This is a genomic window from Novosphingobium sp. Sphag1I (assembly GCF_056279125.1).
In genome coordinates, this window is record NZ_JBWBQS010000024.1 from 38,649 (window position 1) to 63,667 (window position 25,019).

Annotated in this window: 29 protein-coding genes; 25 read left to right on the forward strand and 4 right to left on the reverse strand. The window is 62.1% G+C overall.

Annotation, left to right across the window (positions count from 1 at the left end; genetic code table 11):
• Positions 1-17: 17 nt before the first annotated feature.
• From ACZ9HU_RS20540 to ACZ9HU_RS20595, 12 genes are all read left to right on the forward strand, one after another.
• Entirely contained in the window at positions 18-1,250 is a 1,233-nt protein-coding gene (locus tag ACZ9HU_RS20540) for a cytochrome P450 (RefSeq protein WP_476107753.1), read from the forward strand.
• A gap of 53 nt (positions 1,251-1,303) precedes the next feature.
• Positions 1,304-2,230 (forward strand): SDR family oxidoreductase, encoded by a 927-nt coding sequence (locus ACZ9HU_RS20545; protein WP_476107755.1) that lies wholly within the window; start codon positions 1,304-1,306, stop codon positions 2,228-2,230.
• A gap of 378 nt (positions 2,231-2,608) precedes the next feature.
• The gene (locus ACZ9HU_RS20550) at positions 2,609-2,836 is read left to right on the forward strand and encodes a helix-turn-helix transcriptional regulator (protein ID WP_476107756.1); all 228 of its coding nucleotides are present in this window, start codon (positions 2,609-2,611) and stop codon (positions 2,834-2,836) included.
• Positions 2,837-2,930: 94 nt separating this feature from the next.
• On the forward strand, positions 2,931-3,398 hold the full coding sequence (locus tag ACZ9HU_RS20555) for a S26 family signal peptidase (protein WP_476107758.1): 468 nt from the start codon (positions 2,931-2,933) through the stop codon (positions 3,396-3,398).
• Entirely contained in the window at positions 3,395-4,018 is a 624-nt protein-coding gene (locus ACZ9HU_RS20560) for a lytic transglycosylase domain-containing protein (protein ID WP_476107791.1), read from the forward strand. The genes ACZ9HU_RS20555 and ACZ9HU_RS20560 overlap by 4 nt, the downstream gene beginning before the upstream one ends.
• Before the next feature lie 451 nt (positions 4,019-4,469).
• A complete protein-coding gene (locus ACZ9HU_RS20565; protein WP_476107759.1) occupies positions 4,470-5,516 on the forward strand; it encodes an ArdC family protein in 1,047 nt (348 codons plus the stop codon).
• On the forward strand, positions 5,513-5,899 hold the full coding sequence (locus tag ACZ9HU_RS20570) for a DUF2958 domain-containing protein (RefSeq protein ID WP_476107760.1): 387 nt from the start codon (positions 5,513-5,515) through the stop codon (positions 5,897-5,899). The genes ACZ9HU_RS20565 and ACZ9HU_RS20570 overlap by 4 nt, the downstream gene beginning before the upstream one ends.
• Positions 5,900-6,070: 171 nt before the next feature.
• The gene (locus ACZ9HU_RS20575; RefSeq protein WP_476107761.1) at positions 6,071-7,963 is read left to right on the forward strand and encodes a ParB/RepB/Spo0J family partition protein; all 1,893 of its coding nucleotides are present in this window, start codon (positions 6,071-6,073) and stop codon (positions 7,961-7,963) included.
• A gap of 134 nt (positions 7,964-8,097) precedes the next feature.
• Positions 8,098-8,568: a hypothetical protein gene (locus ACZ9HU_RS20580; RefSeq protein ID WP_476107762.1), complete on the forward strand. Its 471-nt coding sequence runs from the start codon at positions 8,098-8,100 to the stop codon at positions 8,566-8,568.
• A gap of 29 nt (positions 8,569-8,597) precedes the next feature.
• Positions 8,598-8,774 carry a hypothetical protein gene (locus ACZ9HU_RS20585; RefSeq protein ID WP_476107763.1) on the forward strand — a complete coding sequence of 59 codons (177 nt, stop codon included), beginning with the start codon at positions 8,598-8,600 and terminating at the stop codon, positions 8,772-8,774.
• Positions 8,775-9,025: 251 nt separating this feature from the next.
• Entirely contained in the window at positions 9,026-9,340 is a 315-nt protein-coding gene (locus ACZ9HU_RS20590; RefSeq protein ID WP_476107765.1) for a DUF1905 domain-containing protein, read from the forward strand.
• Positions 9,341-9,449: 109 nt separating this feature from the next.
• Positions 9,450-9,704, forward strand: coding sequence for a hypothetical protein (locus tag ACZ9HU_RS20595; RefSeq protein ID WP_476107767.1), 255 nt, complete (start codon positions 9,450-9,452; stop codon positions 9,702-9,704).
• Positions 9,705-9,731: 27 nt separating this feature from the next.
• On the opposite strand, the gene ACZ9HU_RS20600 is transcribed toward ACZ9HU_RS20595, so the two are convergent.
• Positions 9,732-9,956 carry a hypothetical protein gene (locus tag ACZ9HU_RS20600; protein ID WP_476107768.1) on the reverse strand — a complete coding sequence of 75 codons (225 nt, stop codon included), beginning with the start codon at positions 9,954-9,956 and terminating at the stop codon, positions 9,732-9,734.
• Positions 9,957-10,329: 373 nt separating this feature from the next.
• On the opposite strand from ACZ9HU_RS20600, the gene ACZ9HU_RS20605 reads away from it, so the two are divergent.
• The 3 genes from ACZ9HU_RS20605 (at position 10,330) to rlxS (ending at position 13,466) form a co-directional block, all read left to right on the forward strand.
• Positions 10,330-10,650 carry a DUF736 domain-containing protein gene (locus ACZ9HU_RS20605; RefSeq protein WP_476107769.1) on the forward strand — a complete coding sequence of 107 codons (321 nt, stop codon included), beginning with the start codon at positions 10,330-10,332 and terminating at the stop codon, positions 10,648-10,650.
• A gap of 346 nt (positions 10,651-10,996) precedes the next feature.
• The gene (locus tag ACZ9HU_RS20610; RefSeq protein ID WP_476107771.1) at positions 10,997-11,131 is read left to right on the forward strand and encodes a hypothetical protein; all 135 of its coding nucleotides are present in this window, start codon (positions 10,997-10,999) and stop codon (positions 11,129-11,131) included.
• Positions 11,132-11,504: 373 nt separating this feature from the next.
• The gene (rlxS, locus tag ACZ9HU_RS20615; protein ID WP_476107774.1) at positions 11,505-13,466 is read left to right on the forward strand and encodes a relaxase/mobilization nuclease RlxS; all 1,962 of its coding nucleotides are present in this window, start codon (positions 11,505-11,507) and stop codon (positions 13,464-13,466) included.
• 30 nt (positions 13,467-13,496) lie between these two features.
• On the opposite strand, the gene parT is transcribed toward rlxS, so the two are convergent.
• The 3 genes from parT to ACZ9HU_RS20630 all read right to left on the reverse strand — a co-directional run bounded on the left by parT (position 13,497) and on the right by ACZ9HU_RS20630 (position 14,777).
• The gene (gene parT / locus ACZ9HU_RS20620) at positions 13,497-13,976 is read right to left on the reverse strand and encodes a type II toxin-antitoxin system Prs ADP-ribosylating toxin ParT (RefSeq protein ID WP_476107775.1); all 480 of its coding nucleotides are present in this window, start codon (positions 13,974-13,976) and stop codon (positions 13,497-13,499) included.
• Positions 13,973-14,449, reverse strand: a complete 477-nt coding sequence (locus ACZ9HU_RS20625) for an antitoxin Xre/MbcA/ParS toxin-binding domain-containing protein (protein WP_476107776.1) — start codon at positions 14,447-14,449, stop codon at positions 13,973-13,975. The genes parT and ACZ9HU_RS20625 overlap by 4 nt, the downstream gene beginning before the upstream one ends.
• Positions 14,450-14,528: 79 nt before the next feature.
• Entirely contained in the window at positions 14,529-14,777 is a 249-nt protein-coding gene (locus ACZ9HU_RS20630) for a hypothetical protein (RefSeq protein ID WP_476107778.1), read from the reverse strand.
• A gap of 161 nt (positions 14,778-14,938) precedes the next feature.
• Here ACZ9HU_RS20630 and ACZ9HU_RS20635 point away from each other — a divergent pair, with 161 nt between their 5' ends.
• The 10 genes from ACZ9HU_RS20635 to ACZ9HU_RS20680 all read left to right on the forward strand — a co-directional run bounded on the left by ACZ9HU_RS20635 (position 14,939) and on the right by ACZ9HU_RS20680 (position 24,936).
• On the forward strand, positions 14,939-16,987 hold the full coding sequence (locus tag ACZ9HU_RS20635; protein WP_476107780.1) for a conjugal transfer protein TraG: 2,049 nt from the start codon (positions 14,939-14,941) through the stop codon (positions 16,985-16,987).
• Positions 16,988-17,001: 14 nt separating this feature from the next.
• Positions 17,002-17,415: a CopG family transcriptional regulator gene (locus ACZ9HU_RS20640; protein ID WP_476107782.1), complete on the forward strand. Its 414-nt coding sequence runs from the start codon at positions 17,002-17,004 to the stop codon at positions 17,413-17,415.
• Entirely contained in the window at positions 17,412-18,428 is a 1,017-nt protein-coding gene (gene trbB / locus ACZ9HU_RS20645) for a P-type conjugative transfer ATPase TrbB (RefSeq protein ID WP_476107783.1), read from the forward strand. The genes ACZ9HU_RS20640 and trbB overlap by 4 nt, the downstream gene beginning before the upstream one ends.
• Positions 18,425-18,760: a TrbC/VirB2 family type IV secretion system protein gene (locus ACZ9HU_RS20650; protein WP_476107784.1), complete on the forward strand. Its 336-nt coding sequence runs from the start codon at positions 18,425-18,427 to the stop codon at positions 18,758-18,760. Before trbB ends, ACZ9HU_RS20650 begins: the two co-directional genes overlap by 4 nt.
• The gene (locus ACZ9HU_RS20655; RefSeq protein WP_292690866.1) at positions 18,757-19,029 is read left to right on the forward strand and encodes a VirB3 family type IV secretion system protein; all 273 of its coding nucleotides are present in this window, start codon (positions 18,757-18,759) and stop codon (positions 19,027-19,029) included. The genes ACZ9HU_RS20650 and ACZ9HU_RS20655 overlap by 4 nt, the downstream gene beginning before the upstream one ends.
• The gene (gene trbE / locus ACZ9HU_RS20660; RefSeq protein WP_476107785.1) at positions 19,023-21,467 is read left to right on the forward strand and encodes a conjugal transfer protein TrbE; all 2,445 of its coding nucleotides are present in this window, start codon (positions 19,023-19,025) and stop codon (positions 21,465-21,467) included. The genes ACZ9HU_RS20655 and trbE overlap by 7 nt, the downstream gene beginning before the upstream one ends.
• A gap of 41 nt (positions 21,468-21,508) precedes the next feature.
• Positions 21,509-22,273 carry a P-type conjugative transfer protein TrbJ gene (gene trbJ, locus ACZ9HU_RS20665; RefSeq protein WP_476107786.1) on the forward strand — a complete coding sequence of 255 codons (765 nt, stop codon included), beginning with the start codon at positions 21,509-21,511 and terminating at the stop codon, positions 22,271-22,273.
• 182 nt (positions 22,274-22,455) lie between these two features.
• Positions 22,456-23,778: a P-type conjugative transfer protein TrbL gene (trbL, locus tag ACZ9HU_RS20670; RefSeq protein ID WP_476107787.1), complete on the forward strand. Its 1,323-nt coding sequence runs from the start codon at positions 22,456-22,458 to the stop codon at positions 23,776-23,778.
• A gap of 4 nt (positions 23,779-23,782) precedes the next feature.
• Positions 23,783-24,595, forward strand: a complete 813-nt coding sequence (gene trbF / locus ACZ9HU_RS20675) for a conjugal transfer protein TrbF (RefSeq protein ID WP_476107792.1) — start codon at positions 23,783-23,785, stop codon at positions 24,593-24,595.
• The gene (locus ACZ9HU_RS20680) at positions 24,592-24,936 is read left to right on the forward strand and encodes a hypothetical protein (RefSeq protein WP_476107789.1); all 345 of its coding nucleotides are present in this window, start codon (positions 24,592-24,594) and stop codon (positions 24,934-24,936) included. The genes trbF and ACZ9HU_RS20680 overlap by 4 nt, the downstream gene beginning before the upstream one ends.
• The last annotated feature ends 83 nt before the right edge of the window (positions 24,937-25,019 follow it).

Consider the following 25,019-nt stretch of genomic DNA (forward strand, 5'->3'; position numbering starts at 1 on the left):
TTTGAGGATCGTGTATCATGGAAATGTCGGCTCAGGATCTACTCCGTTACGCTCGCAGCCCCGAAGGCGTCCACACACCCAATGATGTGTATGCCAGATTGCAGGCTACGGTTCCCTATCTGCGCGACGAGGATAGCGGGCAAGTCTATCTGCTCAGATGGGTGCATTGCGACGAGGTATTGCGCTCGCCAGCGTTTTGCGCGCCGCAGATGCTGGCGCGTGATCCACGGTTTGACAAAAGCGAATCTCTGCGGTTTCTGGCCAGTACGCTGTCGAACCTTGATCCCCCGCGCCATACCGGACTGCGCGGAGCTGTCCAGAAAAGCTTTTCTGTTCCGGTTCTCCGGAAAAGCAAGGATTTTCTTGATAATTTGATCGCCATGCGCATTGAAAGCTTGCGCGACAAAGCGCAGTTTGATGTGGTTGCAGATTATGCCGCGACCATTCCAGGTGTGGTCATCTGCTCCTTGCTGGGTGTTCCGGTCGAAGATCAGGAGATGTTTAGCGGGTGGCTTGCGGATCAGTTTCGGCTGTTGGGGCCAAGTCTGCCTTCAGACGCGCTGCTTGAAGAGGTGGACCAGTCCACTCGCCTGCTTCTCGATTACACAAACGATCTGATCGAGAAACGGCGAAAGAATCCGCAGCTTGATATCATCAGCGGGCTGATCGCAGCTCAGGAATCTGACGGTATCGAAATCAGTCAACGGGATATGGCGGTGACCACGGCTATCCTGTTGGCCGGAGGAACTGATACTACAAAGACCGCCATCAGCATGGGAACCCGGCTGCTGCTGTCCAACCCTGATCAGTTGCAAGATTATCTCGGTGACCCATCGACGGAGGCCAGTGCCTTTGAGGAAATTCTCCGGTTGGGTAGCCCTGTCGTACTGAGCAATATACGCGTTGCTCAGGAAGACGTGAATATTCACGGTATTGATATTTTCAAGGGTGAACAGGTTGTTGCGGTGATCGCGGCTGCCAATCTCGATCCGGAAAAATTCACTATGCCGGAGCGTTTCGATATCCGGCGCCAGCCCAATCGGCATATCGCCTTCGGAGGCGGGGTTCATGTGTGTGTTGGCAATATGCTGGCACGAATGGTTGGACCAGCAGCGCTGTCGGCGCTCATCAGGGCCTATCCTAATATGCGTCTGGTTGGCGGCGAAGGCGAAGTCAGCAATTCGACACCCGCCTTGAGGAGCCTTCAAAGGCTGGATGTCAGTAAGTCGGAAAGTCTAATGACCGTGTGAATATAGATTATGCCTATAGGTCATTGAAATAATATATAAAAATGGAATTTCTTATGAAGAAACTGGTTATCAGCGGTGCGTCGGGTGACCTCGGTAGGAGAATTACCGCCCAGCTCTTACAGACTGAGCAACCGGGCAGGATTACGCTCGTTACCCGCACTCCCGAAAAACTGGCTTCGCGGGCGGTAAATGGAGTGGACATCCGTTACGGCGACTATCGAGACTCTGCTTCCCTTCTTGAGGCATACAGTGGAGGAGAGGTGCTGATGCTGATCAGTAGTCTCGATGTCGCCAAACGGGTTCCCGAACACAGAAATGCCATCATGGCTGCCAAGGCAGCTGGTATTCGGCACATTGTTTACACATCCTGTGGCGGGATTCATCCGAGGAACCCCGTGCCATCGGTTTCCGATCATATCGTCACTGAGCAGGATCTGCAGAACAGCGGAATGGGTTATACGATCTTGCGGAACCAGACCTATGCCGAAGTCTTTCCGACGCTCGCGGCGCCCGCGGTCATCGCAACGGGCAAGTGGTTTCAGGCGGCAGGACATGGCAGGCTTGCGCCAGTTTCAAAGCGCGATATCGCGCAATGTGCGGCTGCCTGCATGCTCAATCCGGATTGGCATGACAAGGCTATCTATGAAATCACCGGCCCTGAGTTGATGGGGTATCGCGAGATTGCGCAAATAACAGCGGAGGTTTTTGGCATCCCTGTAGAATATATTCCGGTTACGGTAGAAGAGCGTTTCAAGCAGCTCGACGAAATGGGGGTTCCCCGCAAATTCACTCCTGATATGCGACCGCATGAATATGCCCAGCAATGGTGTAGCGAGGAAATGGTTGGTCAGGATATAGGTTTTGCAGGAAATTACTATGCGATACAGACCGATCATGTCGAGCTTATTAGCGGAAAGAAGCCCTATTCTCTTCGAGAGGTCTATGAAATGTGCAAGGGGCGCAGCTACGGGGACTGCTGATATCGAATTTCTAGCCGGCTGTGAACCGCACCGGCTTAAGATTGAGGCCCTGATTTACCAAATTCCGGCGTTTTGATAGGTGGGTGTTGACTGGCGCTGAAAAGTGACCCGGGGCTGGTCGGGAATTCGCTCTGCAATTACAGATCAGAGCCGTTTCTTGATGAAACCCAACAGTCAGTTGGGTTGAATGGGTAGCACCATCACCCCGGGCATGACCGCATGATTGGCAAAACGGCTCCAGTCGGCGGGCAGCCATCTCATTTCTCCTAGAGATGCGAGTCGCACCGCTAATTTATCATGGCAATATCCTGATTCTCAGGATGCCGGAGAGGCGCGAATTCTGCTGCCATCGCTTGTAGTCGATGCGGAGTGCAGATCATGGATATCACGCGACCCTTTCTGACGACACGGCAGGCCAGTTTCTACCTCGGCCTGTCCAAGCGCCAACTCGAACGCATGCGTTGGCTGGGGGCGGGGCCGAGCTACCGCCGCCATGGCCACAACATTTTCTACCATATCGATGACGTCAATGCCTGGTCATTGGCCTCCGTCGTGCCGGGATCTTCGATCCATTCAGGCAGTCTTGACGAGGTGCACCATGCCTGACGCTGTTCGCTCTGGCGCACTCGAATTGGGACGGACTTTACGAGTTATGGGCGAGCGGTTCGCTTGCTCTGGTCGACGATTTGCGTGCGTTGCAGTGCTCATTGTACCGCTGCTGGGCACGGTTGCCGTGCGTCCCGGGCCGAAGCTGGTCTGGAATGCGACGGCGAGCATGCCGGTAGGCCTTTATGCCATTGTATCAACGCGCGATCCTGCCTTGGGCGATACGGTTCTGGCGCGAGTGCCCGAGGCATGGCGGGCTTTGGCAGATCGCCGGGCCTATATTCCGGCTGGTGTTCCCCTGATCAAGCGCGTTGCAGGCGTTCCGGGTGATAAGGTCTGTGCGTGGGGCTCGCGCATTTCGGTCAATAGCCGTCAGCTCGCCTGGCGCCTTGCCCATGATGCGCGGCAGCGCGCCTTGCCGTGGTGGGAAGGCTGTTTGACCCTACGCGATGACGCCGTGTTCCTGTTATCGTCTGATCCGTCCTCCTTCGACGGCCGATATCTGGGGCCGACATCGCGTGACGACATTCTCGGGCGGGCGAGGCTGCTGTGGGCGCGCTGAAGCGACTGCTGGCTGGGGTGGGGTTGTTGCTGTTGCTGGCATCGCCTGCGCGGGCAGGCGAGGAGGCGCGATGGCGAGCGATGATCGAGGAGGCCTCGGCCAGTTTCGGTGTGCCTGCAGCCTGGATCGAGCGCGTTATGACCATCGAAAGCCGGGGGCAGACCATGCTCAACGGGCGAGCGATCACCAGTCCGGCGGGCGCTATGGGACTGATGCAACTGATGCCCCGGACCTGGGCCGCCATGCGCGAACGTTTGGGGCTGGGCAGCGATCCCCATGACCCCCATGACAATATCATGGCAGGAACCTTCTATTTGCGGCTGATGTATGACCGCTTCGGTTATCCCGGCCTGTTCGGTGCCTATAATGCCGGGCCGGGGCGCTATGCTGCTTTTCTGGCAGGCGAGCAAAGCCTGCCGGTCGAGACAAGGTCCTATATGGCTGCGGCTAGAGCTGCGGTAGCGGGCCGAACGGGGGCGTCGCGTACAGCGGGAATGCCGATAGCAGGCAGCAGCCTGTTTTTTAGCGGTCGGGCAGATGCGGGGATTGATGGATCGCCAGACCGCGCGTCTTTGCTCTTCGTTCGCTCTTCGGCGGAAGCCGGTTTGAGGCGACAATGATGTATCGGGAAAGCTTCTTCAGCCGGGTTGCAATCCGTTCTTTGCCGGCCATTCACGGACCTGATCACTTAGAATTTCGGGCCATCCTACCCGGCGTGGCACCGGGCAGGACCACGCTCTAAGGCGCCTTGGCGCCCCCGGACCGCAGACATGCGTTCCGGCCCTTCGGGTGACGATCATTTGGCCAAAGGCAAGTAGGGTTGCTGTTGACGCCGCGCGGGCGCGCGGCGGCGTTTTTGTGGGCCTTCCCCTCGGAGCGCGGGTGGGCGGCGCGCCCTTCTGGACGGTCCCCGCCGGGCCGCAAGCCGGTCGTTCCTCCCGGCTCCTCCACTGCGTTGCGGCCGTGCCGGTGCAGCCCGGCTCGATGGTCCCGCCCTGACAGGCGCTGGTGCCGCCCACCCCCGCTCCGGGGGAAGCCAATGGGGTTTTGGGGTGGCGCAAGGAGGACACCATGCGTCAGGCAAGGAACATTAGTGCCATCCGCGAGGGCGAAGCGCCGCGCGGCGAAAACCGCAGCCAGCTTTATGATGAAGTTACGGCCAAGATTATTGCCCAGCTTGAGGCGGGGCGTTTTCCTTGGGTGCAGCCTTGGGGCGTGGCTGATGGCTCCGGATTGGGGCCGGCGCTTCCGCATAATGCGCTGACCGGACGAAACTATTCGGGCGTTAATGTCCTGCTGCTCTGGGGCAGCGTGATCGAATGCGCCTATCCCTCGCAGGGCTGGCTCACCTTCAAACAGGCCTTGGAAGCGGGCGGGAATGTCCGCAAGGGCGAGAAGGGCGTGACGGTGGTTTACGCCGACCGCTTCACCCCGCAGGCCGAGAAGGCGCGGGCGCATGAAAGCGGCGAGGATGCGCGCTCTGTGCCTTTCCTGAAACGCTTTACCGTCTTTAATGTCGCCCAATGCGAAGGGCTGCGCGAGGGGCTTTTTCCCGATCCCGAACCTTTGCCCGAACGCGAAATCGTGCCGCTGGCCGAGGAAGTCATTGCGGCATCCGGCGTTCCCTTTCGCATCGGCGGGGGCAAGGCCTTCTATGTGCCGTCCGCCGATTATGTGCAGGTGCCGCCGCAACCGGCCTTTTTTGAACAGATCAATTATTACCGCACGGCGCTCCACGAACTGACCCATTCGACCGGCCATTCCTCGCGGCTCGACCGCAAGATTGTCAATCCTTTCGGAAGCAAGGACTATGCCCGCGAGGAGCTTGTCGCCGAAATGGGATCGGCTTTTCTTTGCGCGGCCTTGGGCATCGTGCCGACTGTGCGCCATGCCGATTATCTCGGCTCATGGCTGGAGGTGCTGCGCGAGGACAATCGGGCGATCTTTCGCGCCGCGAGTCAGGCCAGCAAGGCTGCCGAATGGCTGCTGGCCCGTCATGCCGAATATAAGAGCGGCGGGCGCGCGGGCCAGCCGGATGCCAGAGAGCCGGATACCAGCCCGTTGGATGCCAGTCAGTCCGATTTGAACGCGACAGGCGAGGGGAGGGCGGCGGCATGAACCTCCTTCCCGATGCAATCCGCGTTGCGCTGGCGGTCAACTCGGCCCGCCATCGAGTGGCCCAGCGCGACGAACTGCCCGAGCCTGACCCGGTGCCCTTGCTCGAACTCTTCAACCCCTGCGGCGCGGCCACATGGCTGGCCAGCGAACTTGACGAGGATGGCGACACGCTTTTCGGCCTTGCCGATTTGGGCTTCGGATGCCCGGAACTGGGCTATTTCTCCCTGCGGGAAATTGCCGCCGTTCGCCTGCCTTTCGGTCTGCGGATCGAGCGCGACGAGGACTTTGCCAGCCGTCATCCGCTTTCGCTCTGGGCGCAGACCGCCCGCCAATTGGGTTCGATCACGCAGGCCGAAATCGCCCTGCGCCTGATCGGGTTTTGATCTGAATTCATGCCGCCAAGAGCGGCGACGAGCTTGGCGTGGGCCGATGGGAAGCAGTGTCTTTGCATCGGGACCACGACCTGACGCGGGCGGGCGTTTCCCGCTTCATCAAAACCGGTCCGCCACTCTTGGAAGGAACAGGCGGACCGGTACTCGCTTGGAGTAAGAGTCATGAAACTCGACTTTATCGAACTTGGCAAGCTTTGTGTCAGCAAGACCAATATGCGCTTTTCAAAGAAAGCGCCCGATGTCACCGACATCCTGCCGACCATGCGCCGCCATGGCGTCATCGTGCCGGTGCTGGTGCGCCAAAATGGTAGCCCCGAAACTTTCGAGATTGTCGCGGGCGCGCGGCGGTTTCATGCGGCCAGCCTGCTGGCCGAGGAACGCCGTGCGGCGGGGCAGGAGGTCGATCCGATGCCCTGCGCCATCCTCGAAAGCGGCGAGAATGCCGATGCCATCGAGGCCTCGCTGATCGAGAACAGCGCGCGTCTCGATCCCGACGAGGTAACCCGCTGGGAATGTTTTACCCGTCTGGTGCGCGAAGGGCGGGCCGTGGAGGAACTTTCCACCACCTTCGGCCTGCCCGAACTTGGCGTGCGCCGCATCCTTGCGCTGGGCAATCTGCTCCCGCGCATTCGCGAGGCCTATCGCAGCAAGGAGGTCGATGCCACCACCATTCGCCATCTGACCATGGCCAGCAAGAGCCGGCAAAAGGCATGGCTGGCGCTTTATGATGATCCCGATGCCTATTGCCCAACCGGCTATCAGTTGAAGCAATGGCTGTTTGGCGGGCAGTCGATCCCGGTCACCCATGCCCTTTTCGACACCGCCGACAGGAAGGGTATCGTTGCCGACCTCTTTGGCGAGGACAGCTATTTTGCCGATGCCGAAACCTTCTGGGCTGCGCAAAATGCTGCTATTGCCGAGCGCCGCGCGGTCTATCTCGAAGAAGGCTGGCCCGATGTGGTGATCGTTCCGCCCGCTGAACATTTCCACACTTGGGAGCATGAAAAGGCCCCCAAGCGCAAGGGCGGGCGGGTCTATATCGACGTGCGCGCCAATGGCGAGGTGATCTTCCACGAAGGCTATGTCACCGCCAAGGAAGCCCGCCGCATCGAGCGCGGCGAGGCGGTCAGCCCGGTGGCCAAACCCCCGAGGCCGGAAATGACCGGGCCGATGCAATGCTATATCGATCTGCACCGCCATGCCGCCTTGCGCGCTGCGCTGATCGATCACGGCGGGCTGGCTTTGCGCCTGATGGTGGCCCATGCCATCGCCGGTTCCTCGCTCTGGAATGTCCATATCGAGAAGCAGGCGACCCGTAATGATGCGATTGCCCAGAGCATCGAGAACAGCCGGGGCGAAGCCGATTTTGATGCGGCGCGGCGCAAGGCGATTGCCCTGCTCTCCCTCGATCCTGACGAGCCGACCGTCACCGGTCTGGGTAATGGTATGGGCAGCGATCTGGTCGTCATTTTTCTGCGCCTGATGGAACTCGGCGATGCTGATCTGCTTGCCGTCATCGCGGTGGTGATGGGTGAAACGCTGGCTTCGGGCAGCGCGATCATCGATGTGATCGGCCAGCATATTGCCATGGATATGGCTCCCTACTGGCAGGCCGACGATGCCTTTTTCGAGCTGGCCCGCGACCGTGAAGTGCTCACCGCGATGATGGCGGAAGTCGCGGGCGCGACCATCGCCAGCGCCAATGCGGGCGAAAAGACCAAGGTGGTCAAGTCGATCATCCGTGGCCATCTCGAAGGCACGGATGGGCGCGACAAGCGTGAGGGTTGGGTGCCGCGCTGGATGGCCTTCCCGCCTTCCGTCTATACCGCGCGCGGCGGTGTCGGCACGGTCGATCAGGCCGCACTGGCCGCCGATGCCAGCGCCCGGCGTGAATTGTCGGGGGATGGTGAGGGCGATGATTTGCCCGATGAACTGGCCGAGGATGACCTGCCGGGCGGAGAGGAAGATGCTCTCGAAGGGGGCGATGGTTCCGATGAACCGGAAAGCCCCGATGGCCCCGGTGAACCTGATGGCGGCGTGACGCTGGCCGCATGAGGCGCGGCGGGGATGGACGCTATCCCCGCCCGTTACTCTTGAAAAACCGGGCCGGTCCCCGCGCTCCCTTCGGTCCCGCGCGGCCCGTTCTCTTTCCCTTGAAAGGCGCTCTCTTTTCTTGAAAGGATAGTCCCATGGTTGACTGTGTTTCAGCTTCCATCACCGTTGGCGGCATTCTGTCGCCTGCCGATCTTGATGATTTTATTGAGCGTATCGCCGATCAGGAACTCTCGCTCGAATGGGATGGCGAGCCTTTTAGCGCTGCCGATTGCGTCACTGGCCAGCCACTCTCGCTTATGGCCCATGAAGTGCCATGGGGCCGGTTTGACGCGCTCGAAGACTTCTGCATCGAGCGGGGATTGGTCTTCACGCGCTGGTGCGGGGGTTGCGGTTCATGGGGGCCGCAACGCGCGGTTTTCCATGGGCAAGGCAAAGTCATGAACTACCTGACTGATGACGAGGATGAAGTCCTGCTCGACAGGGCGAAGGCAGGTGCTTTGGGCAGTTTCGAGGCCATCATGGCATGGTTTTCTCATGCCGACCTCACCGTTCCGCCACTGATGATCGCAGATATTGGCAAGGCTGAGGAGGAAGATCATGGCTGATTGCCGGGTGCAGGGCAGCTTTGCCTTTCGTGGCCAGCTTGCCGAGGCGGACCTGCTCGAAGCCGCGCATCGGTGAATTTGGCGGCGGCTGGTGCGCGGTCTTTGCCGACCATATCGAATCCGAAACGCCCCGCAGCGGCTTGTCGCGCGCTCTGGAAAATGCGCAGGCATCTGCTGATCGCGAACAGGCGGTCAGGGACGGATGATCGTCGTTCGCGCTAGGTAATGCATGGTGCGCCGCCCGATCCCCAAGGGGACCGGGCGGCGCTTTTATGATGAGTTTTTGAACTGGTTCGCCTTGTTTGAAGGTGTTGAAACATGCCTCAAAGCGGCTTGGCACCTTCGCATCGGCGCGGCATGATGGCACCATGCCCATGCCATTTCATGCCCAAGATAACGCTCGGATGAACCCGGTGACGGGCAGAATGACGGGCGTTGTAATCAGCGCCACACTGCCATGAGCGAGCGCGAGGAAGTTACTTTCACCGGCAAGGTCTGGGTCTGGCAGGCGCGCAGCGGCGAGAAGCCTATGCGCTGGTTTTTTGTCGGTATCGAGGGGGAAGCAGCCGCTCAGCTTAAGCTGGCTTCGCTGGGGCTGACGGCGGGTTTCGGATCGCTTCCGGTGCGCGCAACCATCGGTATGACCACATGGCGCACATCGATCTTTCCTCACCGCGAGACCGGCGGATGGCTTTTGCCGCTCAAGGCCGATGTCCGCAAACGCGAGCATATCGAGGAAGGCAGCGAGATCGAGGTGTCGCTTGTCGTCTGATCTGTCGCCGCCACAACGGGCCAAATCCTTGGCCCGATCCGGCAATGAACTTTGGCTGGAAAGCCAAGGACAGGCGATCTGCGCGCGGCGAGGAGGCGGTGATGAAACCGTGCTCACGCCGGGGGATCGCCTGATTGAAATCCTCTGGCTTGTGTCACGCGCTATGCGCAGCACCGGCGATCTGGAGGCGGCGCGGGCATGCAATCCTGCTTTTCTCGTGACCGGCCGGATGATTGCGAGCGATCTGGCCTTACCCCATGCCGCTGCCGCATTTTCCGGGACAGAGGCTGGGCTCGAACGTCTATTCTTCGATCTGTTTGACGATCTTTGTGCTGAATTACGCGAATATCAGGCGGCGGGCTGACAGACGCATCGGTGCCTTCCTTCCGCCTCAGGCCGCCTTGCCTTGTCTGCGGATCACGGTCCCCTCCTTATCGCACAGGCTGCAATGATCGCGCTCACGATCAAAGCCCCGCTCGACGGCCAGTTCGCCAAGGGTTGCCCGCAGATCGTCGGTAAGCGGCAGGGAGAGGCGATCCGCGATGCAGGATACACAGACCGGCGCAGGTGCCAGTCGCTCGATCAGTCGCCGGACGGTCAAGAATATCGCGCTCATCTGTTCCCCTTTCACGGGTCTGGAATGACGGCTTTTCTCGGCCTTTGAGATTCGCTCATTTCGCCCCGGCTGCCCAGGTGAGGCACCCCGATTGTCCACGGTTTTGCTCATTGCGATCTGCCGTCAAACCGCCTGCCGAGCGGGCTGTGACCTGGGACGGCCACGGCTTCGCGAAACCATCGCCGCGCCCTGATTTCCCCGGCCACGGGCAAGCCCGCAGCCTCCTCGCGCCCGGCTTCGCCTCTCAAATCAGCGCGCGGCTCCGGTCCTCCACTGCGTTGCGGCCTGACGGTTCGCGGCCCCGTTGCAGCCGTCCCTTTGGCACGCCCATCGCCCGGAAGCGGTTTTCGGGCGAAGACCAAGGAGATGACCAATGCCCGCAATCGGATATGTGCAACGCCTCGAAGATGGCAGCTTCAAGGGCCAGATTCGCACCCTCTCGGTGAGCGCCGAGATCACCATCATTCCCAATCGCGGCAAGACCGGGGAACAGCCCGATTATCGCGTTCTGGCCGGCGGCGTGGAACTGGGCGGCGGCTGGATCCGCACCGGTGAAGTGTCCCAGCGCGAATATATTCGCCTCTCGATGTCGGCTCCCGAATTGGGGCGGCGCACCCTTTACGCCAATCTTGGCCGGGCTGCCGGGCAGGATGACGATGACAGCTATGCGATCATCTGGAACCCCGGCGAATAAGGCAGTCGACCGGCCCCGCAACCTCCAGGGTTGCGGGGCCTTTTGCCCTGTCCGGGGCGCTCACAGGCTGTCTCGTCAGCCTTTGTCGGCCCGTCAAATTGGAGAGGTCCGGGGGGGGATGTCTGCTGCGGTCCGCCCATTATCCGGCGCCGCGCGCACCGCCTCAAGGACGACGGGGCCCACCATTTTTCGGGGGCGGGCGAGAGATAATTGCATCATCCCGGCCTCGCTCCGCCCCCGAAAAATCGTGACCCCCATCGCCGCTGGCGCGGCCGCTTTGCGGTCCTTGACCCGGCACGCGCGGCGCCGGGCACGCCTCCTGTCTTGCGACAATCAGGAGGCAGTCATGAGCATTGAACAGCATATCGAAGAGTTGCGCGCCGAGCTTTCGAACTGCCGGACGAAGCGCGAACGCGGGCGGATCATGGCCGAATTGGCAGCGGCAAAAGCGGAATGCGCGCGGCTTTTGACGCGCGATTGAGCGATCTAGAAGGCCTGCGGAAGGTTGCCGGAAGGGGCCTTTCGCGGGCCTTTTTCATGGTCGAGCGCCGGGGTGGGTATCAGGCCGGGCGGGGCGATGGTTTGTCCGATGCATGAGGGGATGATGGGCTGGAAGGAGGCAGGGAAAGGGAAGGCAAGATAGAAGCAAGATCTCTCGAGATCTTGCAAGTCATTGTCTGCACATCCTTTTTTGAGTTGAATTTACGAGACAGGCACTGGCGGGGGCGAGATAGTATTGATCTATGTTTATATAAATCAATGACTTGATGGCGATTTTGCGAGACGGCTTGCGGCTTTTTACAGCTATGGCATGATCGGCTGCGGGAGCGTCATTCCGGTGGGAAGGACGCAAAATGAGCGACGATTTCGAGCCGCGCCTCGGGCAAATCGGTGATCGCGGAAAGACTATTCGCTACCTCTCGCAGGTGGTGCGCGCGGCGCGGCGCGCCGGCCTGCGCGGACGGGGGCGTGGCGGACAGTTCGATGGCAGCAGGATCGGTCGGGGCGCGGCGCGCGCCCGGGTTCTGACCTCGGGCGATCCGCGCGCCGGCTTTCGCGCGCGTCGGGTGGTGGTCAAGACCCGACTCGTTATGCTGGCAGGGAAGGGGATAGCGGCAGCCAAGGCTCATCTGCGCTATATCGAGCGTGATGGCGTCACTCGCGAAGGCGCGCCGGGCAAGGCCTATGATGCGATTGTGGATTGCGCCGAGGGGAAAGCCTTTCTCGAACGCAGCGACGGAGACCGTCACCAGTTCCGTTTTATCGTCTCCCCTGAGGACGGCGATCAATATCCCGATCTCAAACCTTTCGTGCGCCAACTGATGGGGCGGATGGAGGAGGATCTTGGTACAAAGCTCGACTGGGTGGCGGTCGATCACCACAACACCGGTCATCCCCACAGCCATATCATCCTGCGCGGAAAGGATGAGAACGGGAAGGATCTGGTGATCGCGCGTGATTACATTTCCCATGGCATTCGCGAGCAGGCCAGCCGCATCGTGACGCTCGATCTGGGGCCGCGCACTGATCTCGAAATCGAGGAGCGTCTGCGGCATGACATGAATGCCGAGCGGCTGACATCGATCGACCGGGCTCTGCTGCGCAATATGGATAAAGAGCGGACGCTGGCTCTCGGTGATCGCGGAAATATCTCCCCAGCGCTACGGATGGGAAGGCTTCGCAAGCTCGAAAGCATGGGGCTTGCCGCGCCGCTGTCAGGCGACCGTTGGCAGCTTGCCGAAGGGCTGGAAAAGGTGCTGCGGCAGATGGGAAAAAAGGGCGATATCATTCGCACCATGCAGCGCGAACTCTCGGCGCGTGAGCTTGATCGCGCTCCAGCCGACCAGCGCATCTACCATCCATCTGGAGGCGCCACGCCAGTCGTCGGACGGCTGGTTATGCGAGGTCTTGCCGATGAACTGGCCGACCGCCATTACCTGCTGGTTGATGGGACCGATGGACGGACGCACTATGTTGCGATTGGCAGGGGAGATGCCGTTGATCCGATGGCCAAGGACGCGGTGGTGCAGATCGCGCCTAGAGGCGGCGGGGTAAGGGAGGCCGACCGGACGATCATGGCAGTGGCGCAGGCTGCCGGCGGGAGCTATTCCGTTGACGCTCATCTGCGCCATGGTCCGGCGGCGAGCGAGGCCTTCGCCCAGACCCATGTCCGGCGGCTCGAGGCGATCCGGCGCGGATCGCGCGATCTCGTACGTGAGGCCGATGGAAGCTGGATCATCACGCCCGATCATCTTGAGAAGGTCGCCGCCCATGAGGCGCGTCTCGACCGCGAACGACCTGTTACGGTCACCGTGCTTTCTGCCATTGCACCGGCGCAATTGACCCGTGCCGACGCTGCGACCTGGCTCGATCGCGAACTGACATCGAAGACGCCCGTTCCATTGCGTGAAGCTGGTTACGGGCAGGAGTTGCGCGGGGTGCTGGATGCACGGCGGCAATGGCTCGTCGATCAGCAACTCGCCGAGATCAAGGATGGCGCGACCCATTACAAGCCCGGGATGATCGAGGATCTGCGGCGACGTGAGTTGCTGCGGATGGCGGGGCAGCTTTCGCAAGAACTGGGGCTGAACTTCATGGAAGCGCGACCGGGCGAAAGGATCGAGGGGCGGTTGGCTCGCTCGGTCGAACTGACCGGTGGGCGGTATGCGCTGATCGAGCGGTCGAAGGATTTCACTTTGGTGCCTTGGCGTCCGGTGCTTGAACGACGTGTCGGTCAGGGCGTTTCGGGGATCATGCGAGAAGGCAGGATCGACTGGACCTTTGGACGCCAGCGCGGCGGGCCGGGTGTGTCGTAAGCGACCGTTGTCCCTTCGGATTTCCTAGTATCACCGCACCATGCGGGGATCGTAAAGCCACTTGCGCTGCTTGCTCGCAGTCACCCTTGCCGCATCGGGATGCGCCGGGTTGATCAGCACATTGGTTTCCTCAGGCACGATGACCGAAGGGATCAGCAATAGCGCCGAGCGGAGGCCATGCGCCCAGACTGTACCATATGCGATGCTGGCGCGCCCGGCCGGTTCGGCGTCCCAACCCACCGGCGCCGTTGCTGCGGTGATTACTTCGGCAGCAGCCCAAAGATCGTCGGGCACCGTGATCTGCACCAGATAGCGATTGAGCGGCAACCCGCCGGAATTCAGATGAACCACCGTCTCCAGGCAAGCCAGCGAGCGATTGCTCGCCGCATAGACGACGGCGACACCTTTCTCGTTCCAGCGGCCACCAGTGATTCTTGCCCCTTCACCCGACATGTCATCGGCCTCATAGTCCGGCGTATCCGTCGCAATACGCCAAAGCAATTGGCTCACGCATAGGCTCCGCTGCGGATGGTGGCGAGGGCATTCGAGATGATCGATTGCCCTTCCATCGTGTCGAGAAGGTCAATCGGTTGCCTGCCGCCAAGTGCTGGAAGCGGCTCGCGCAGCCAGCGCGACAACCATGCCGGGGCGTCAAACCCGGTGGGATCGCCCGACTCCGCAATCATCGTTTCCAGCTGGCCGACAAGCTTGGCGAGACCAACCACCCGTTCGCCTTCCTCAGCTGACAGATCCTGATCCTTGGCCGCCTTCTTGTTGACGGTCGCGGTCTTGAGGTTCAGGGCCTTGAAGATCACGCCTTGATCCACGTGCATTTCGCGGACAAGCAACTTGACCCTTTTGGCGGCCACGCCGGCCTTGATGAGGCTCACCCGATCCACCGGCGACGCGCTGTAGAGTTCCCGGTAGGCAAAACTCCGCCCATCCGACGCTACTCTACGATCCTGCTCTACAGTCGTTGCCATGCTTTGCTCCTTTGAGCGTTTATATAGCTCCTTTGAGCAAAATTGCAATCCAGCCTTGATCAATCGGCCTACAAGGAAGTTAAGACGTACCTATCGGCCCAAGATCTTCAGGAAACAACCCGCGCTGCCATGTGGCCGGGGTGAGATAACGCTCCCCCTCGATGTCCAGCCCTCTGATCCTTTCGGCAAGATAGCGCGCGATTTCGCAGGTCGCGGCCTGCCGCTTGCGCCGATCGCTATCGGTCAGCCCATCAAGCAGGGAAGGAGCCGCGACGGCGAGCGCGACTTCGAGGTGCAGCGACAGGATTTCATCATCGACTCGGATCATGGCAGCATGAGAACAAATATGGAACTTCAAGTCAATCGCAGACCGCCGCGGTACGGGAGTCGGCACAAAGGTGGCAATTGGCGACTCTGAGGTTCTAACACCTTTTCCAAAGAGCATGAGACTCTTGCCGGGCTGACAAATGTCTTTCCGGAGCCCATGTCATGACCCCCACAAAATTGCTTATCGGCCAGATTTTCATGGTCTTTGCCGTTGCCTTCGTCGGCATCTGGCTGGCCAGCGAATGGGCGGCATGGCGCCTTGCCTGGCAGGATGGGTTGGGCGCGCCATGGTTCATGCTCGGGCATGTGCCGGTCTATTACCCCTGGTCGATATTCCCGTGGTGGTATTATTTCGACGCCTATGCGCCGCACATTTTCAGCGAAGCCGGGATGATCGCGGGGACCAGCGGTTTTCTCGGCTTTGGTGCAGCGGTTGCGGGATCATTGTGGCGCGCCCGTCAGGCAAGCAACGTCACGACCTATGGTTCGGCGCGCTGGGCTGATCGCCGCGATATCAGGCGGGCGGGATTGCTTCGCGATGCGGGCGTCTTTCTCGGCTCGTTCGAGCAAAGCTACCTGCGTCACGACGGTCCTGAGCATGTTCTGGCCTTCGCGCCGACCCGTTCGGGCAAAGGCGTCGGCCTCGTCGTGCCCACGCTGCTGAGCTGGACCGGCTCGGCTGTCATCCACGATATCAAGGGGGAGAACTGGCTGCTCACGGCCGGGTGGCGCGCCACTTTCAGCCATGCCGTGCTGTTCAATCCCACCGATGCGCTTTCGGCCCGTTACAATCCGCTGCTCGAAGTGCGGCGCGGTGAGCATGAGGTGCGCGACGCTCAGAACATCGCCGATATTCTCGTCGATCCGGAAGGCGTGCTCGAACGCCGCAACCATTGGGAAAAGACCAGCCATTCGCTGCTGGTGGGCGCGATCCTCCATGTCCTCTATGCCGAGGAAGAAAAGACGCTGGCGCGGGTCGCGACGGTCCTCTCCGATCCGCAGCGCACTTTCGTTGCCACCCTGAAGCAGATGATGAGCACCAACCATCTGGGCACGAAGGAAAACCCTTGCGTTCATCCGGTCGTGGCCTCGGCCGCGCGCGAAGTGCTCAACAAGAGCGAGAACGAACGTTCGGGCGTGCTTTCGACGGCCATGTCCTTCTTGGGTCTCTATCGCGATCCGACCGTGGCCGAGGTCACTTCGCGCTGCGACTGGCGGATTGCCGATCTTGTCGAAGGTGTAACGCCGCTCTCGCTCTATCTGGTTATCCCGCCTTCCGACATCGCGCGCACCAAGCCGCTTGTCCGCCTGATCCTCAACCAGATCGGGCGCCGCCTCACAGAAAAGCTTGAAGGCGAAAAGGGGACTGCCCGCCGACACCAGTTGCTCATGATGCTCGATGAGTTTCCCGCGCTCGGTCGCCTCGACTTTTTCGAGACCAGCCTTGCCTTCATGGCCGGCTACGGCATCCGCGCCTTTCTGATCGCCCAGAGCCTCAACCAGATCGAGAAGGCTTATAGCGAGCACAACAGCATTCTCGACAATTGCCATGTGCGCATCGCCTTCTCGACCAATGACGAGCGCACCGCGCGGCGTATTTCCGACGCGCTGGGGCAGGCGACCGAGCAGCGCGCCATGCGCAATTATGCCGGTCACCGGCTTGCGCCATGGCTGGCACACGTCATGGTTAGCCGTCAGGAAACTGCGCGGCCCTTGCTGACCCAGGGCGAAGTCATGCAATTGCCCGCCAGTGACGAACTGGTGATGATCTCCGGCATGGCGCCGATCCGCGCCCGCAAGCTGCGCTATTTCGAGGATGCCAATTTTCAGGGACGCTTGCTTCCCGCCCCCCGGCTGGAGAGCGGCCACTATCGTGACGCTCCAGTCACTCGTGACAACGCATGGGCCGGACAGGATGCCCGCCCCGACGCCCGCCTGACCATGACCGACCAGTCGGCGAGCCATGACGACGACGAAGGCGGCCAGCAGCTTCAGCTTCATCCTTCCCTTGGCGAGGAAATGCCCAAGGTAGAAGAGCCTGTCCGTTCCGTTGATGCTTTGGGAATGGAGCGCGACGATGTCGATCCGGGGGCTGACAACCAGGCCATGGATCAGGCCCGCCAGCCCAGCGATCTCGTCCGCGCCCGCGCGATGAACGAAGGCGATGATCATGACATCGGATCAGGGCGCGATGCCCTGCCCGGCCTGTGAAGGGGAGGCAGGTCATGTCCTCCAAACGTGTGCGCTATCAGCTCTTTCTGCCCGAGGATCTGAGCCAGAGGTTCGAGGCTCTGGCGGCAAAGCCCGGTGCGTCCAAATCGGGCGTCCTGACCGATGCTCTGACCGAATGGCTCAACCGGCAGGCCGCCAGCGAACTCGAGGTCCGGTTTGGGCAGCGGCTTGATCGCATGTCGCTGGCGCTGGGCCGGATCGAGCGTGACGGTCATGTGCTGCTGGAAAGTCTGGCGCTCTTCATCCGCTACGAATTGATGGTCCAGCCTCCGCTTGCCGAGGGTGACGACGCTGCCCGTGCGCTGGGCCGAGATCGCTTCAACGCTTTTGTCCGGCGAGTTGGGGAAGCCATGGCCCAAGGACAGCGCAGCCTCGGCGCTGATCGTACGGAGGGCAAACGGCCATGACTGGCACCGCCCCCGATATAGCCGCCCAGCGCCGCCGCGCCATGCTGAGCAGCGCGATGGGGCCTTCAATCGCCGATGCCCTGACCGATCCTCTGGTAGTCGAGATCATGGTCAACCCCGACGGTCGCCTCTGGCTAGACCGGCTGGGGCAGGGGCGGGTCGATACCGGCATCCTGTGCGACCCGGCCCAAACCGAACGTATCATCCGCCTCGTCGCCAGCCACGCGCGAAGCGAAGTCCATGCAGATGCCCCCATCGTCTCGGCCGAACTGCCGCCCCATGGTGAGGGCGCAGGCGAACGCTTCGAGGGCCTGCTGCCCCCAGTGACGCAGGCGCCATGTTTCGCCATCCGCAAGCCGGCGGCACGGATCCATCGCCTCGCCGATTATGTCCGCGATGGCATCATGGATGAACCCTTGGCCCGTACCCTCGTCGATGCCGTGGCCGAGCGCCGCAACATTCTGGTCGTCGGCGGCACCAGTTCGGGCAAGACCACGCTCGCCAATGCGCTGCTTGCCGAGATGGCCCATCTTGAGGAACGGGTGATCCTGATTGAGGACACGCGCGAGTTGCAATGCGCGGCTGCCGACACGGTCGCCCTGCGAACACGGGCGGGCCATGTCACCATGGCCGATCTGGTACGCTCGACGCTGCGCTTGCGCCCCGACCGGATCATTGTGGGCGAGATCAGGGGCGCCGAAGCGCTCGACATGCTCAAGGCCTGGAACACCGGGCACCCCGGCGGCATCGCCACGGTCCATGCCAATAGCGCGGTATCGGCGCTCCAACGCATCGAACAGCTGGTGCAGGAAAGCGTCGCCACGGTGCCGCGCGCCCTCATCGCCGAGGCGATCAACCTCATCATCTTCATCGCCGGACGCGGCCATGCCCGCCGCGTCGAAACCGTCCTGCGCGTCAACGGGCTGAGGCCCGATGGCGCCTACGACCTCGCCGCACTCGCGCGAGACCTTCCACCCCAGCCTGCAATTCCAACCCAAGGAGATAAGTCATGACCAAATCGCATGCCTTCAACCTGCGCCCTGTCTTTCTGACCGGCACCACGCTTGCCTTCTCGCTGTTGCTGACGAGTCCCGCTTTTGCCTCTGGCACCGGCATGCCCTGGGAGACCCCGCTCAACAATATTCTGGAATCCGTGCAAGGCCCGGTTGCCAAGATCATCGCGGTGATGATCATCATCACCACCGGCTTGACACTGGCCTTTGGCGAGACGGCGGGCGGTTTCCGGCGGCTGATCCAGATCGTCTTTGGCCTTTCCATCGCCTTTGCCGCGTCGAGCTTCTTCCTCTCCTTCTTCAGTTTCGGCGGCGGAGCGCTGGTCGGGTGAGCGATGCTGACACCCATCCCGAGGGGTTCGAGGCGCCGATCCATCGGTCGCTGACGCAGCCTATTCTGCTGGGCGGGGCTCCGCGCGGGCTGGCCATCGTCAATGGGACGCTGGCCGCCGCGCTGGGCCTCGGCCTCCAGCAATGGATCGCGGGACTGGTTGCATGGGCTCTGGGCCACACGCTCGCGGTCTTTGCCGCGCGGCATGATCCCGATTTTGCCGCCGTACTGATGCGCCACCTTCGCCAGCGAGGATATTTCTCATGCTGAATCTGCGCGAATATCGCAGCCGCGCCGACCGGCTCGCCGATCATCTGCCATGGGCCGCGCTGGTCGCGCCGGGCGTGGTGCTCAACAAGGATGGCAGTTTCCAGAAGACCCTGCGTTTTCGCGGGCCGGATCTGGAATCGGCGACACAGGCCGAACTGGTCTCGATCACCGCGCGGGCCAACAATGTGCTGCGCCGCTTCGGTTCGGGCTGGGCGCTCCATATCGAGGCGCAGCGCCGCGAGGCCCTGTCCTATCCGCAAGGGAGCTTTCCCGACGCCGCCTCATGGCTGGTCGATGAGGAAAGGCGTGCGGGGTTCGAGGCCGAGGGCAGCCATTTCGAGAGCAGGACCTATCTGACCCTGACCTTCCTGCCCGCGCCCGATCAGATCGACCGGGCAGGGCAGGTGCTGCTCGAACGGCCCGAGGAAAGCGCCGGGCGCGACTGGCGGCAAGGCCTTGCCCGGTTCGAGGCGGAGGTCGCACGGGTGCTCGACTTGCTGGCCGGCTTCATGCCCGAGATCGCCGCGCTCGACGATGCCGAGACGCTGACCTATCTCCATGGCACGATATCGACCCGGCAGCACGTCGTCGCGGTCCCCGAAGTGCCGATCTATCTCGACGGGTTGCTGGCCGATACGCCGCTCACCGGCGGGCTCGAACCGATGCTGGGCGAGGCGCATCTGCGGACCGTCACGATCCTCGGTTTTCCCGGCAGCAGCCAGCCCGGCATGCTCGATGCGCTCAACCATCAGGACTTTGCCTATCGCTGGGTCACCCGCTTCATCGCCCTCGACAAGACCGAGGCGACCAAGGCGCTGACGAAGCTGCGGCGGCAATGGTTCAACAAGCGCAAGTCGGTCACCGCCATGCTGCGCGAGGTGATGTACAATCAGCCTGCGCAATTGATGGACAGCGATGCTGACAACAAGATGGTCGACGCTGATCTCGCGCTTCAGGCGCTGGGCGGCGACCATGTCGCCTTCGGCTATCTCACCACCACGATCACCGTGATGGATATCGACCGCAAGCGCGTCGAGGACAAGCTCCGCACCGTCGAACGCATCGTCAACGGTCTGGGCTTCACCTCCATCCGCGAGGGCATGAATGCTGTCGAGGCCTGGCTCTCCAGCCTGCCGGGACAGGTCTATGCCAATGTCCGGCAGCCGCTGGTCCATACGCTCAACCTTGCTCATCTGATGCCGCTCTCCTCGGTCTGGGCGGGACCGGCGCGCAATGAGCATCTGGCGGGGCCACCTCTGCTTCAGGCCCGCACCAGCGGATCGACGCCGTTTCGCCTGTCCACCCATGTCGGCGATGTCGGCCATATGATGATTGCCGGGCCCACCGGGGCGGGCAAGTCCGTGCTGCTGGGCCTCATCGCCCTGCAATTCCGCCGCTACCCCGACAGCCAGATCTATATTTTCGACAAGGGCCTGTCCGCGCGTGCCGCCGTGCTGGCCTGCGGCGGATCGCATCATGCGTTGGGGCTGGGCGGTATCGACGAGAGCAATGAAGGCGGAGAGGGCGCCATCGCATTCCAGCCTCTGCGCCACATCACCCGCCCTGACGAACGAGCATGGGCGGCGCAATGGATCGGCGCGCTGCTGGCTCACGAGAAAGTGCTGGTGACACCCGAGATCAAGGACATGGTCTGGTCGGCGCTCACCAGCCTTGCCGGCGCGCCCGCGCCCGAGCGCACGATGACCGGGCTTACCATGCTGCTCCAGTCATCCATGCTGCGTTCGGCCCTGTCGCCCTATACGCTTGAGGGGCCTTTCGGCGCTCTCCTCGATGCCGCCCGCGACGATCTGTCGTTCAGCGACTTTCAATGTTTTGAGACCGAAGCGCTGATGGGACAGGCAGGTGCCATTGCCCCGGTGCTGACCTATCTTTTCCACCGGCTCGAAGCGCGGTTCACCGGGCGGCCCACGCTGCTTATCCTCGATGAGGCATGGGTCTTTCTCGACCATCCGCTGTTTGCCGCGCGGATCCGCGAATGGCTCAAGGTGCTGCGCAAGAAGAATGTCTCGGTCATCTTCGCGACCCAGAGCCTGGCCGATATTGCGCAAAGCACCATCGCACCCGCCATCATCGAAAGCTGCCCGCAGCGCATCTTGCTCCCCAATGACCGCGCCATCGAGCCGCAGAGCCGGGCAAGCTACGAACGCTTTGGTCTCAACAGTCGCCAGATCGAACTGATCAGCCGCGCCACGCCCAAGCGGCACTATTATCTGCAATCCTCGCGCGGCAATCGCCTGTTCGAACTGGGGCTGGGGCCGGTTGCGCTGGCGCTGGCCAGTTCCGCCGATCCAGCGACGCAGCGGCTGATCGACCGTCTGCTGGCCGAGCACCCCCGATCCGAGTTTGCCGCCCGCTTTCTGGCCGAACGAGGCCTGCCCTGGGCCGCTGCCCTGCTCAAGGAGCACGCCGCGCCCTGACCATCATTCCCAAACGCAAACCAACGGAAAGGAGAAGTTCCATGTCTTCTGTTTCGCCCAACCCCCGCGTCAAACTTCGCTTCAAACCCCATCTCAAACCTATCTTCATCACCGCGACCACGATGCTGGCGAGCGCCGCCCTGCTGATGACCCGGCCGGTGCAGGCGCAATGGACGGTCTTTGATCCCAGTAATTACAGCCAGAACATCCTGACCGCCGCACGCACGCTCCAGCAGATCAACAACCAGATCACCATGCTGCAAAATCAGGCGCAGAGCCTGATCAATCAGGCGAAGAACCTCTCGACCGTCTCTTTCCCTGAATTGTCAGCGATCGGTCAGACCCTGACGCAAGTGAACCAGTTGATGGCGCAGGCCCAAAGCATCGAGTTCAAAGTCGCCCATGTCGACAGCCAGTTCAAGGCGATGTTCCCCACCAGCTTCAATCAGGCGCTGACCTCGAGTCAGCAGGTAACGGCGGCGCGCGCCCGGCTCAGCAGCTCGATGGCGGCCTTCCAGCAGACGATGACCGTGCAGGCGCAGATCACCGAGAACATCGCTTCAGACACGGTCAATCTCTCGGCCCTTTCGAGCCGCAGCCAGAGCGCGCAGGGCGCCTTGCAAGCAACGCAGGCGACCAACCAACTGCTCGCGCTCATCGCCAAACAGCAGCTCCAGCTCCAGGCGATGATGGCCGCGCAGTTCCGTGCCGAGGCCATCGACCGGGCCAATCGCACCCAGTCGCAATCCGATGCGCAGGGCGCGACCGCCAAATTCCTCGGATCCGGCACGGCCTACACGCCATGAGGGCACCAGCTATGAAGTCGGCCCCAAAGAGGCCGACCGCAGGGCGGCGGGCTTAGCCTCCCCCCACCGTCCGCCTTGTCGCGGGGTCTGTTCCCGATGCTCCCCGGACCCCGCGGCCTCTTTGCCAGCCACGCTTCTCCCTCCCGTCAGGACACATCAGGACAAATCAGGACATAAGCGCCATGAACAATCTCAACATCATCGACGATTTTCTGAGCGGCTTCTCGACCTATCTCGACAGCGGCTTTGGTCTGCTGGGCGGAGATGTCCATGCGCTGAGCACGGTGCTGATCGGTATCGATGTTACGCTGGCCGGGCTGTTCTGGGCGCTGGGCGGTGAGGATGATGTGCTCGCGCGCTTCCTGCGCAAGATCCTCTATGTCGGCGCCTTTGCCTATATTATCGGCCACTTCTCCGCGCTCTCGACCATCATCTTCAAGAGCTTTGCTCAGGCCGGGATCACCGCCGGGGGCGGCACCATGGCGGCGAGCGACCTGCTCAAGCCCGGCAAGCTGGCGGGCACCGGTTTCTCGGCGGCCTGGCCTTTGCTCAATCAGGCCAGCGAGATGCTGGGCTTCACCAGCTTCTTCGACAATTTCCTGACCATCGTCGTGCTGCTGATCGCCTGGGCCATCGTGATCCTCGCCTTCTTCATTCTGGCGGTGCAGCTCTTCATCACCATCCTCGAATTCAAACTCACAGGGCTGGCGGGTTTCATCCTTGTGCCCTTTGCCCTGTGGAACCGCACCAATTTCCTCGCCGAGCGCGTGCTGGGCAATGTGGTCACCTCGGGGATCAAGGTTATGGTGCTCGCCGTCATCGTCGGCATCGGCTCGACCTATTTCGGGCAGTTCACCAATGCGCTTCAGGGGCAGGAGCCCGATATAGCGCAGGCGATGAGCCTTGTGCTCGCCAGCCTTGCTTTGCTGGGCCTTGGCATCTTCGGTCCCACCATTGCGAGCGGTCTCGTCGCCGGGGCGCCGCAGCTTGGCGCCGGATCGGCGATGGCCACCGGCGCGCTGGCGGCGGGTGGCCTTGCTGCGACCGCAGGTACCGGTATCGGCGCGGCGCGGGGGCTGGCGGGCGCTGGTCTGGGCGCGGTCCGCGCGGGCACGTCGATGGGGTCGGCCACCGCCTCAGCCTACCGCACCGGCCAGCAGGAAGCGGGTGCCGGCACCGTCGGCGCCGGGCTGCGCGGCATCTACAATGCCGCGCGCGGCAGCATGGCCGGAACTTCAGCAGGGCAAGGTGCGGGGCCTTCAGGCACCGCCGGTGATGGTGACGCCAAATCCGGCCCGTCTGCCAGCAACTCTCAAGGTCAATCCGGAAGTGCGCCGGGCAGCGAGGCTGCCCAAGGCAACAGCGATGCCATGCCCGTTTGGGCGCGCAAGCTGCAATCCCGCCAGAACGCTCGTCATCGCCGGCAGATGATCACCCATGTGCTGCAGTCGGGTGATCGCGGCGGTCACGGCGCCAATCCCGACATCAAGGAAAAGGAGGACTGACATGATGCCGTTCAAACGCGCGGTCCAGCGTTACGGACAGACACCGCAAGCCGAAACGCCCTATCACAAGGCCGGCCAGCTCTGGGATGAGCGGATCGGCAATGCCCGTGTGCAGGCGGCCAACTGGCGCCTGATGGCCTTTGGCACGCTGACGCTCGCCAGTGGGCTGGCTATGGCGCTGGTCTGGCAATCGCTGCAAAGCCGGGTGGTGCCCTATGTGGTCGAGGTCGATCGCCTGGGCGAGGCGCGCGCGGTTACGCTGGCGCAGAGCGCCTATCAGCCTACCGATCCGCAGATCGCATGGTTTCTGGCTCGTTTCATCAAGGATGTCCGTTCGCGCTCGCTCGATCCGGTGCTGATGCGGGGCGACTGGCTTCAGGCCTATGATTTTGTCTCGCCGCGCGGCGCGCTGTTCCTTGGCGACTATGCCCGCGCCGATGATCCCTTCGCCAGGGCGGGCGAGAAGACCGTATCGGTCGAGGTGACCAGCGTGGTTAGGGCCTCGGATCGCTCGTTTCAGGTCAAATGGACCGAAACCACCTATGAGCGCGGCAGCCTTGTGGGCAGCACGCGCTGGACCGCGATGGTTTCAGTGGCGCTCAAACCCCCCAAGCAGGCCGACATTCTGCGCAAGAATCCGCTCGGCCTCTATGTCGATGCCATCGACTGGAGCCGCGAACTCGACAGCGCGGCGGATCGTCCGGCCCCCGGCAATCCTGCCGCGCCTTCTGCCAACTCTCGCTTCCAAGCCGCCGCCGTGCAGCCCGATGCTGGCTCCCCGGCCGCCATGATCCCTCAAACGGAGAACCGTCCATGAAGACCTTGTTCCTTGTGGCAAGCCTGCTTGCCGGTGCCGCTGCGGCCATGGCGGCCTCTCCTAATCCCGCTGCTCCGCCAAAGCCCACTCCAACGCAGGCGGCCACCGCGGCGACGCAGGCGACAGGGGCTCCAAAGCCTGCTCTCAAGCCAGCGGCTACTAAAGCCGCACCTGCTCCATTGGCTGCGCCAGCCATGCCCGCCAAGCCTACTATCACCCGGCCTCATCGCCGCGCGAAGCCACGTCTCACGCCTGCCGAATGGCGGGTGCAGGCCGCGAACCAGAATGCGATGCAGGAACCGCAGGTTCAGGGCTTCATGAATGCCCTGCTGGACTTGTAACGGATTTGTGCCGGTCACCTATCTCACTATGCCACCTTGGCCTCGAATGCGAGGGGGCTGATGCCGCCCAGATATGAATGGCG

Excerpts from the sequence above, each read along its gene's own strand:
- ACZ9HU_RS20540 (WP_476107753.1), top strand. The coding sequence starts at position 18 with ATGGAAATGTCGGCTCAGGATCTACTCCGTTACGCTCGCAGCCCCGAA.
- ACZ9HU_RS20545 (WP_476107755.1), top strand. The coding sequence starts at position 1,304 with ATGAAGAAACTGGTTATCAGCGGTGCGTCGGGTGACCTCGGTAGGAGA.
- ACZ9HU_RS20550 (WP_476107756.1), top strand. The coding sequence starts at position 2,609 with ATGGATATCACGCGACCCTTTCTGACGACACGGCAGGCCAGTTTCTAC.
- ACZ9HU_RS20565 (WP_476107759.1), top strand. The coding sequence starts at position 4,470 with ATGCGTCAGGCAAGGAACATTAGTGCCATCCGCGAGGGCGAAGCGCCG.
- ACZ9HU_RS20570 (WP_476107760.1), top strand. The coding sequence starts at position 5,513 with ATGAACCTCCTTCCCGATGCAATCCGCGTTGCGCTGGCGGTCAACTCG.
- ACZ9HU_RS20575 (WP_476107761.1), top strand. The coding sequence starts at position 6,071 with ATGAAACTCGACTTTATCGAACTTGGCAAGCTTTGTGTCAGCAAGACC.
- ACZ9HU_RS20580 (WP_476107762.1), top strand. The coding sequence starts at position 8,098 with ATGGTTGACTGTGTTTCAGCTTCCATCACCGTTGGCGGCATTCTGTCG.
- ACZ9HU_RS20590 (WP_476107765.1), top strand. The coding sequence starts at position 9,026 with ATGAGCGAGCGCGAGGAAGTTACTTTCACCGGCAAGGTCTGGGTCTGG.
- ACZ9HU_RS20600 (WP_476107768.1), bottom strand. The coding sequence starts at position 9,956 with ATGAGCGCGATATTCTTGACCGTCCGGCGACTGATCGAGCGACTGGCA.
- ACZ9HU_RS20605 (WP_476107769.1), top strand. The coding sequence starts at position 10,330 with ATGCCCGCAATCGGATATGTGCAACGCCTCGAAGATGGCAGCTTCAAG.
- ACZ9HU_RS20610 (WP_476107771.1), top strand. The coding sequence starts at position 10,997 with ATGAGCATTGAACAGCATATCGAAGAGTTGCGCGCCGAGCTTTCGAAC.
- rlxS (WP_476107774.1), top strand. The coding sequence starts at position 11,505 with ATGAGCGACGATTTCGAGCCGCGCCTCGGGCAAATCGGTGATCGCGGA.
- ACZ9HU_RS20625 (WP_476107776.1), bottom strand. The coding sequence starts at position 14,449 with ATGGCAACGACTGTAGAGCAGGATCGTAGAGTAGCGTCGGATGGGCGG.
- ACZ9HU_RS20630 (WP_476107778.1), bottom strand. The coding sequence starts at position 14,777 with ATGATCCGAGTCGATGATGAAATCCTGTCGCTGCACCTCGAAGTCGCG.
- ACZ9HU_RS20635 (WP_476107780.1), top strand. The coding sequence starts at position 14,939 with ATGACCCCCACAAAATTGCTTATCGGCCAGATTTTCATGGTCTTTGCC.
- ACZ9HU_RS20640 (WP_476107782.1), top strand. The coding sequence starts at position 17,002 with ATGTCCTCCAAACGTGTGCGCTATCAGCTCTTTCTGCCCGAGGATCTG.
- trbB (WP_476107783.1), top strand. The coding sequence starts at position 17,412 with ATGACTGGCACCGCCCCCGATATAGCCGCCCAGCGCCGCCGCGCCATG.
- ACZ9HU_RS20650 (WP_476107784.1), top strand. The coding sequence starts at position 18,425 with ATGACCAAATCGCATGCCTTCAACCTGCGCCCTGTCTTTCTGACCGGC.
- trbE (WP_476107785.1), top strand. The coding sequence starts at position 19,023 with ATGCTGAATCTGCGCGAATATCGCAGCCGCGCCGACCGGCTCGCCGAT.
- trbJ (WP_476107786.1), top strand. The coding sequence starts at position 21,509 with ATGTCTTCTGTTTCGCCCAACCCCCGCGTCAAACTTCGCTTCAAACCC.
- trbL (WP_476107787.1), top strand. The coding sequence starts at position 22,456 with ATGAACAATCTCAACATCATCGACGATTTTCTGAGCGGCTTCTCGACC.
- trbF (WP_476107792.1), top strand. The coding sequence starts at position 23,783 with ATGCCGTTCAAACGCGCGGTCCAGCGTTACGGACAGACACCGCAAGCC.
- ACZ9HU_RS20680 (WP_476107789.1), top strand. The coding sequence starts at position 24,592 with ATGAAGACCTTGTTCCTTGTGGCAAGCCTGCTTGCCGGTGCCGCTGCG.